Origin of the sequence: Streptomyces alkaliphilus (assembly GCF_014141535.1) — a bacterium.
Lineage (GTDB): Bacteria > Actinomycetota > Actinomycetes > Streptomycetales > Streptomycetaceae > Streptomyces > Streptomyces alkaliphilus.
On record NZ_VKHT01000234.1, the window covers coordinates 1 to 5981 of the forward strand.

The following is a 5981-nucleotide window of genomic DNA, read 5'->3' on the forward strand; positions in this document are numbered from 1 at the left end:
CCCGCCCGGCCCCGGCCGGAAGCCGCCCCCGCCGAAGAGGGCGCGCGCCTCGTCGTACTCCTTGCGTCGCTTGGCGTCGCCGAGGACGTCGTAGGCCTCGGAGACGTCCTTGAACCGCTCCTCGGCCTTGGCGTCACCGGTGTTGGCGTCCGGGTGGTACTCCCGGGCCAGCTTGCGGTACGCCTTCTTGACCTCCGCCTCGGTGGCGTCCTTGGGGACGCCGAGAACCTTGTAGTAGTCCTTCTCGATGAAGTCCTTGGTGCTCATCGCGGCGTCCCTCCTTCCGTCGGCCCGGCGCCGCCGGGTGTCACCCGTGATTCCCGTACCGTCGGTGCCGCCGATACCGCCCGTGCCGCCAGTGTTCCCAGTGCTCCCCGTGGTCGGGCCGCGCACCCGCGCGGCAGCCCCCGGCGGACCCCGAGGGGTCCGCCGGGGGCGTCACCGTCAGCCCTTGTCCGGGCCACCGCTCTCCTTCTCGCCGTCCCCGCCGTCGGCCGGGTCCCCGGCCGGGTCCTCCCCGGCCGGGTCCTCGCCGACGGGCGAACCGGGCTGGGGTTCGGCCACGCCGACCCGCGCCGGGCGGATCGTGCGCTCACCGATGCGGTACCCGGGCTGGAGGATCTGCACGCACGTCGTCTCCTTGACGTCCGGCGAGTAGCTGTGCATCAGCGCCTCGTGGATCGTCGGGTCGAACGGCTCGCCCTCCTTGCCGAACTGCATCAGTCCCAGCTTGGCCGCGACCGTCTCCAGCGATTCGGCCACCTGCTTGAACCCGCCGACCAGTTCGCCGTGGTCCCGGGCGCGGCCGATGTCGTCGAGCACCGGCAACAGCTCGGTCAGGAGGTTGGCGATCGCGATCTCCTTGACGGCGACCCGGTCGCGCTCCACCCGGCGGCGGTAGTTCTGGAACTCGGCCTGCAGCCGCTGGAGATCGAGCGTGCGCTCGTTCAGCGCGGTGCGGACCTGGTCCAGTTGGGCGGTGAGCGCGGCCTCACGGGCGGCCGCGTCGGCCGCGGCGGCCTCCGGGTCCTGCTCATCGGTGTCGGCGGAGTCCGGGGTCTCCCCCGTCGGCGCACCGCCCTCGGTGGGCGGGGTGTCGGGGCCCTCCTCGGCGGCGCGGGCGCCGTCCGAGGAGGACTCCGGGGTGATGCCGGCGTCGGGGACCTCGGGCTCCCGGTCGTTGTCGAAGCCCTTGGGGTCCGAGGTCACGCGGCACCGCCCTTCGGCTTCTCGTCGTCCACGATCTCCGCGTCGACGACGTCCTCGTCGGTGGAGCCGCCCTCGGTCCGGGTGCCGCCGTCCTCACCGCCGGCGGCGGAGCCGGAGCCCTGGGCGTCGGCGTACAGGGCCTGGCCGAGCTTCTGGCTGGTGGCCGCGACCTTCTCGGACGCCTCGCGGATGGCCGCGGTGTCCTCGCCCTTCAGCTTCTCCTTGAGGTCGGCGACGGCCGTCTCGACCTCGGTCTTGACGTCACCGGGAACCTTCTCGGCGTTCTCCTTGATGAAGTTCTCGGTGGTGTAGACCAGCTGCTCGGCCTGGTTGCGGGTCTCGGCCGCCTCGCGGCGCTTGGCGTCCTCGTCCGCGTACTGCTCGGCCTCGCGCATCATGCGCTCGATGTCGTCCTTCGGCAGCGCGGAGCCGCCGGTGACGGTCATCCGCTGCTCCTTGCCGGTACCGAGGTCCTTGGCGGAGACGTGCATGATGCCGTTGGCGTCGATGTCGAAGGTGACCTCGATCTGCGGGACGCCGCGGGGGGCGGGCGGCAGGCCGGTCAGCTCGAACATCCCGAGCTTCTTGTTGTACGCCGCGATCTCGCGCTCGCCCTGGTAGACCTGGATCTGCACGGAGGGCTGGTTGTCGTCGGCGGTGGTGAAGATCTCCGAGCGCTTGGTGGGGATCGTGGTGTTGCGCTCGATGAGCTTGGTCATGATGCCGCCCTTGGTCTCGATGCCCAGGGACAGCGGGGTGACGTCCAGCAGCAGGACGTCCTTGACCTCGCCCTTGAGGACACCGGCCTGGAGGGAGGCGCCGATGGCGACGACCTCGTCCGGGTTGACGCCCTTGTTGGCCTCCTTGCCGCCGGTCAGCTCGCGCACCAGCTGCGCCACGGCGGGCATGCGGGTGGAGCCACCGACGAGCACCACGTGGTCGATCTCGGACAGCTGGATGCCGGCGTCCTTGATGACGTTGTGGAACGGGATCTTGCAGCGCTCCAGCAGGTCGGAGGTGAGCTGCTGGAACTGCGCCCGGGTCAGCTTCTCGTCGAGGTGCAGCGGGCCCTCGGCGGAGGCGGTGATGTAGGGCAGGTTGATCGTGGTCTCCGTCGAGGAGGAGAGCTCGATCTTGGCCTTCTCGGCGGCCTCGCGCAGCCGCTGCAGGGCCATCTTGTCGCGGGAGAGGTCCACGCCGTGGGCGCCCTGGAAGCTCTTGACCAGGTGGTCCACGACGCGCTGGTCCCAGTCGTCGCCACCGAGGTTGTTGTCGCCGTTGGTGGCCTTGACCTCCACCACGCCGTCGCCGATCTCCAGCAGGGAGACGTCGAAGGTACCGCCACCGAGGTCGAAGACCAGGATGGTCTGGTCGTCCTTCTCCAGGCCGTAGGCGAGGGCGGCGGCGGTGGGCTCGTTGACGATGCGCAGGACGTTCAGGCCCGCGATCTCCCCGGCCTCCTTGGTGGCCTGCCGCTCGTGGTCGTTGAAGTAGGCGGGAACGGTGATCACCGCGTCGGTGACCTTCTCACCCAGGTAGGACTCGGCATCCCGCTTCAGCTTCTGCAGGATGAAGGCGCTCATCTGCTGCGGGTTGAAGTCCTTGCCGTCCAGGTTGATCTTCCAGTCGGTGCCCATGTGGCGCTTGACCGAGCGCACCGTCCGGTCCACGTTGGTGACCGCCTGACGCTTGGCGACCTCGCCGACGAGCACCTCGCCGTTCTTGGCGAAGGCGACGACGGACGGCGTGGTCCTGGCGCCCTCGGCATTGGCGATGACGGTGGGCTCACCGCCCTCGAGAACACTGACGACGGAGTTCGTCGTACCCAGGTCGATGCCGACCGCACGTGCCATGTCAGATCCTCCAGCCGAATCCTTGAGTAGCGTTGACTCAAGGGTGCCCGAGGACGCGGGCGACGTCAAACAGCCTGAGTGGATCCGACTCAACTATTGGGCTCCCCCTGCGCTCAATGTCCCGGGGGGATCATCGACCGCTCCCGACACAGGCGGCGGGGCCCGGTGCGCACCCACCGGGCCCCTGTCACCCGTGGGGTGCCCATGCCCGCCGCACCCCACCTCAATCCCAAAACAATCCCAAAAAGGGCAGATCGTCTTAATTCACTTCCCGGACACCCCGGGGGCGTCCGTCACCCCCCGGCTCCCGTCCCCTCACTCGTGCCCCCGTCGGCGCCGCTCTCCTCCTCGGCGAGCGCCTGGATCTCCGCCAGCACCGCCGCGGGGTCCCCGTCCGGCCCGACCGCCCGGTTCAGGTGCTCCAGGAGCAGCCCGCGCACCGCCGGCCAGGAGTGCTTGTTGAGCGGCTGGAGTTCGGCCCGCGGCATCTGCTCCACGAACTCCCACAGGTGGCGGTGGTCCTCGTCCTCCAGCAACAACTGGGAGCCCGAGACGGTGGTGGGGACCGTGCCGTGACGCCCGCTGGAGAACGCGTGGTTCTCCGGCCGGTAGAGGAACTCCAGGAAGGCCCCCACCTCGTCCTCGTGTCCGGGCCCCCGGAAGGCGACCAGCCAGTCGGAGATGCCGGTGGGCACCCCGGGGCCACCGTCGCGGGAGGGGAAGGGGACGTGCGCGTGGTTGACGCCGGCCTGCTCCATGGCCACCAGCATCGCGGGATGCCCCATCATCATGCCGACCTCCCCGGTGAAGAACCCGCCGTAGGAGGTGGCGCGATCCAGTTCGGCGGGGGGAGGGCCGGTGAGTCCCTCGGCGATGAGGTTGTCCCGCAGCCACTCCAACGCCTCGACGTTCTCCTCGGAGTCGATGGCGTAGTGGTCACCGGTGTTGGTGTAGCCACCGCCGGCACCGAGCATCCACACCAGCGCCTCCTCGTGCACGCCGTCCGGTCCGAACTGGAGGGCGTAGGGAACGGACACCCCGACCTCCCGCAGCGCGCGGGCGGTCTCCAGCAGCTCGGACCAGTCGGTGGGCGGCTCCTCCACCCCCGCCCGCTCCAACAGGTCGAGATTGACGAACAGGCGCGGGGTGCTGGAGATGAAGGGGATGCCGTACTGCTCCCACCGGTACTCCCCGGCCCGGGCGAGCGGCAGGTGGAAGTCGGCCTGCGTCGTCAGCGGCAGCAGGTCCGAGGCGGAGTACAGCAGGTCGTCGGCGGCGTACTCGGCGAACGAACCCGCCTGTGCGATGTCGGGCGGCTCCCCGGCCGCGACCCGTTCGGCGAGGACGGTGTCGGCGGTCTCCCACGGGACGAGCTCCACCTCGACGGTGACGTTCGGGTTCTCCTCCTCGAAGCGGTCGATGACGTCGTCCCAGAACTCCGAGGTGGGGATGACCACGCGCTGACCGAAGTCGGCGGCCAGGACGGTGACGGTGACCTCTTCCTCCGAGGCGCAGGCGGTGGTCCCGGCGGCGAGGGCGATCGCCAGCAGGCCGGTCAGGGCCGTGCGACGCGCCCGGGGCGGGAGTGCGGTCCGGGCCCGGTCGGGAACGGGCCGGAACCGGGACCGGGACCGATGGCCGGATCGACCCCCGGATCGGCCCCCGGACCGAAGCCCGGTCCGAAGCCCGGTCCGACCGGTCGGTATGTCGCGTTCGTCACGATGTGCCGGATGATGTCCTCGCACGGCGAAGCCCCCTTGGTGCACCCTTCGAGAGGTGGATGGCGGAATCCACCCGGAAAGTCGCCGGAGATTACCACGTGAAAAACACATCACGGGACGAGTCGGGCAGACCACCGCCGAACCCGGACGCCGATTCCACGGCCGGGACCGGTCATCGCCCCGGGCTTCCCGGGCCACGTTCCCGGGTCCGTCGACCGGCGGAAAGACCACCGTCGCAAATTTTTTCCCGCCGTCCCCGACCGGTCCCGCTCGTTTCCGACCCGGCCGCTCCCGACCACGCTCCCCTCCCGTCGCCGACCAGCTGGCGGGCGCGCACGTAGGCCAGGGCCTGTCGGCCGTCCAGCAGGTGGCGCCCGGCGGTCAGGTCGTGACCGACGTGCCGATCCGACTCGTCCTCCGCCACCTCGACCTCGACCCCGCCGACGGCGTCCACGAACCGCACGAAGCCCGAGAAGTCGACCACCATGTGGTGGTCGACCCGCACGCCGGTGAGGTCCTCCAGGGTGCGGATGGTGCAGGCGGCGCCGCCGAACTGGAACGCCCAGTTGAACTGCGCGCGGCTCGGCGGGGTGTATCCATCGCCGTCGGGACGGGCGCAGCGCGGGATGTCCACGATCAGGTCGCGCGGCACGTGCACGACATCGGCGCGATCACCCTCGGCGGAGAGCCGCAGGAGGACGACGGTGTCGGAGCGCTCGTTGGGGTGACCCCCCTCCCGGTCCGAGCCGATGACCAGCACGGTACGGGCGGTGCCCGCGGGGGGCCGGTCCGAGGAGGCCGCCTCCAGGGCCTCCGCCGCGGCGTGGTCGGTGGTGATGTTGTCACCCAGGGAACGGTGGAGCCACCAGCCGGCGCCCAGGAGCAGGACCAGGATCCCGGCCAGGGCGAGGCCGAGGGTGCCACCGACCCCGAGCACCCATCGGCGGCGGCCACCGCCGGATCGTTTGACAGGCATATGCGCATTTTGTCAGCATGTGACGCTCGATCAGGCCCTTCGGATCGCCGGTGCGGCGCGGTCTCCCCCGTTCGGGGAGGGCGCCGGGCGCACCCCGGGGGCCGTCCCCGGAGCCATCGGGGCGGCGAAGGGGCGCGCCAGGGGGCGTGAAACCATCGAAACCACCGAAACAACGCACCCCCGGACATGTCGGCCACCCGGGTCATGATGAGAGCACCGGGC

The 5981-nt window shown here is 70.6% G+C and carries 5 protein-coding genes; all 5 read right to left on the bottom strand.

Annotated features, from left to right (window positions below; translation table 11 throughout):
- Nucleotides 1-267: DnaJ domain-containing protein (locus tag FNQ90_RS09980; protein WP_182606043.1), on the bottom strand; the 267-nt coding region annotated here is incomplete at its 3' end.
- A gap of 177 nt (nt 268-444) precedes the next feature.
- Complete coding sequence (gene grpE, locus FNQ90_RS09985; protein WP_182606044.1) at nt 445-1209, bottom strand: nucleotide exchange factor GrpE; 765 nt, start codon at nt 1207-1209, stop codon at nt 445-447.
- Nucleotides 1206-3062, bottom strand: a complete 1857-nt coding sequence (gene dnaK, locus FNQ90_RS09990) for a molecular chaperone DnaK (protein WP_143621145.1) — start codon at nt 3060-3062, stop codon at nt 1206-1208. The genes grpE and dnaK overlap by 4 nt, the downstream gene beginning before the upstream one ends.
- A gap of 293 nt (nt 3063-3355) precedes the next feature.
- Nucleotides 3356-4807 carry an ABC transporter substrate-binding protein gene (locus tag FNQ90_RS09995; protein ID WP_182606045.1) on the bottom strand — a complete coding sequence of 484 codons (1452 nt, stop codon included), beginning with the start codon at nt 4805-4807 and terminating at the stop codon, nt 3356-3358.
- Between the two features lie 148 nt (nt 4808-4955).
- The gene (locus FNQ90_RS10000; protein ID WP_182606046.1) at nt 4956-5759 is read right to left on the bottom strand and encodes an LCP family protein; all 804 of its coding nucleotides are present in this window, start codon (nt 5757-5759) and stop codon (nt 4956-4958) included.
- Between the last annotated feature and the right edge of the window lie 222 nt (nt 5760-5981).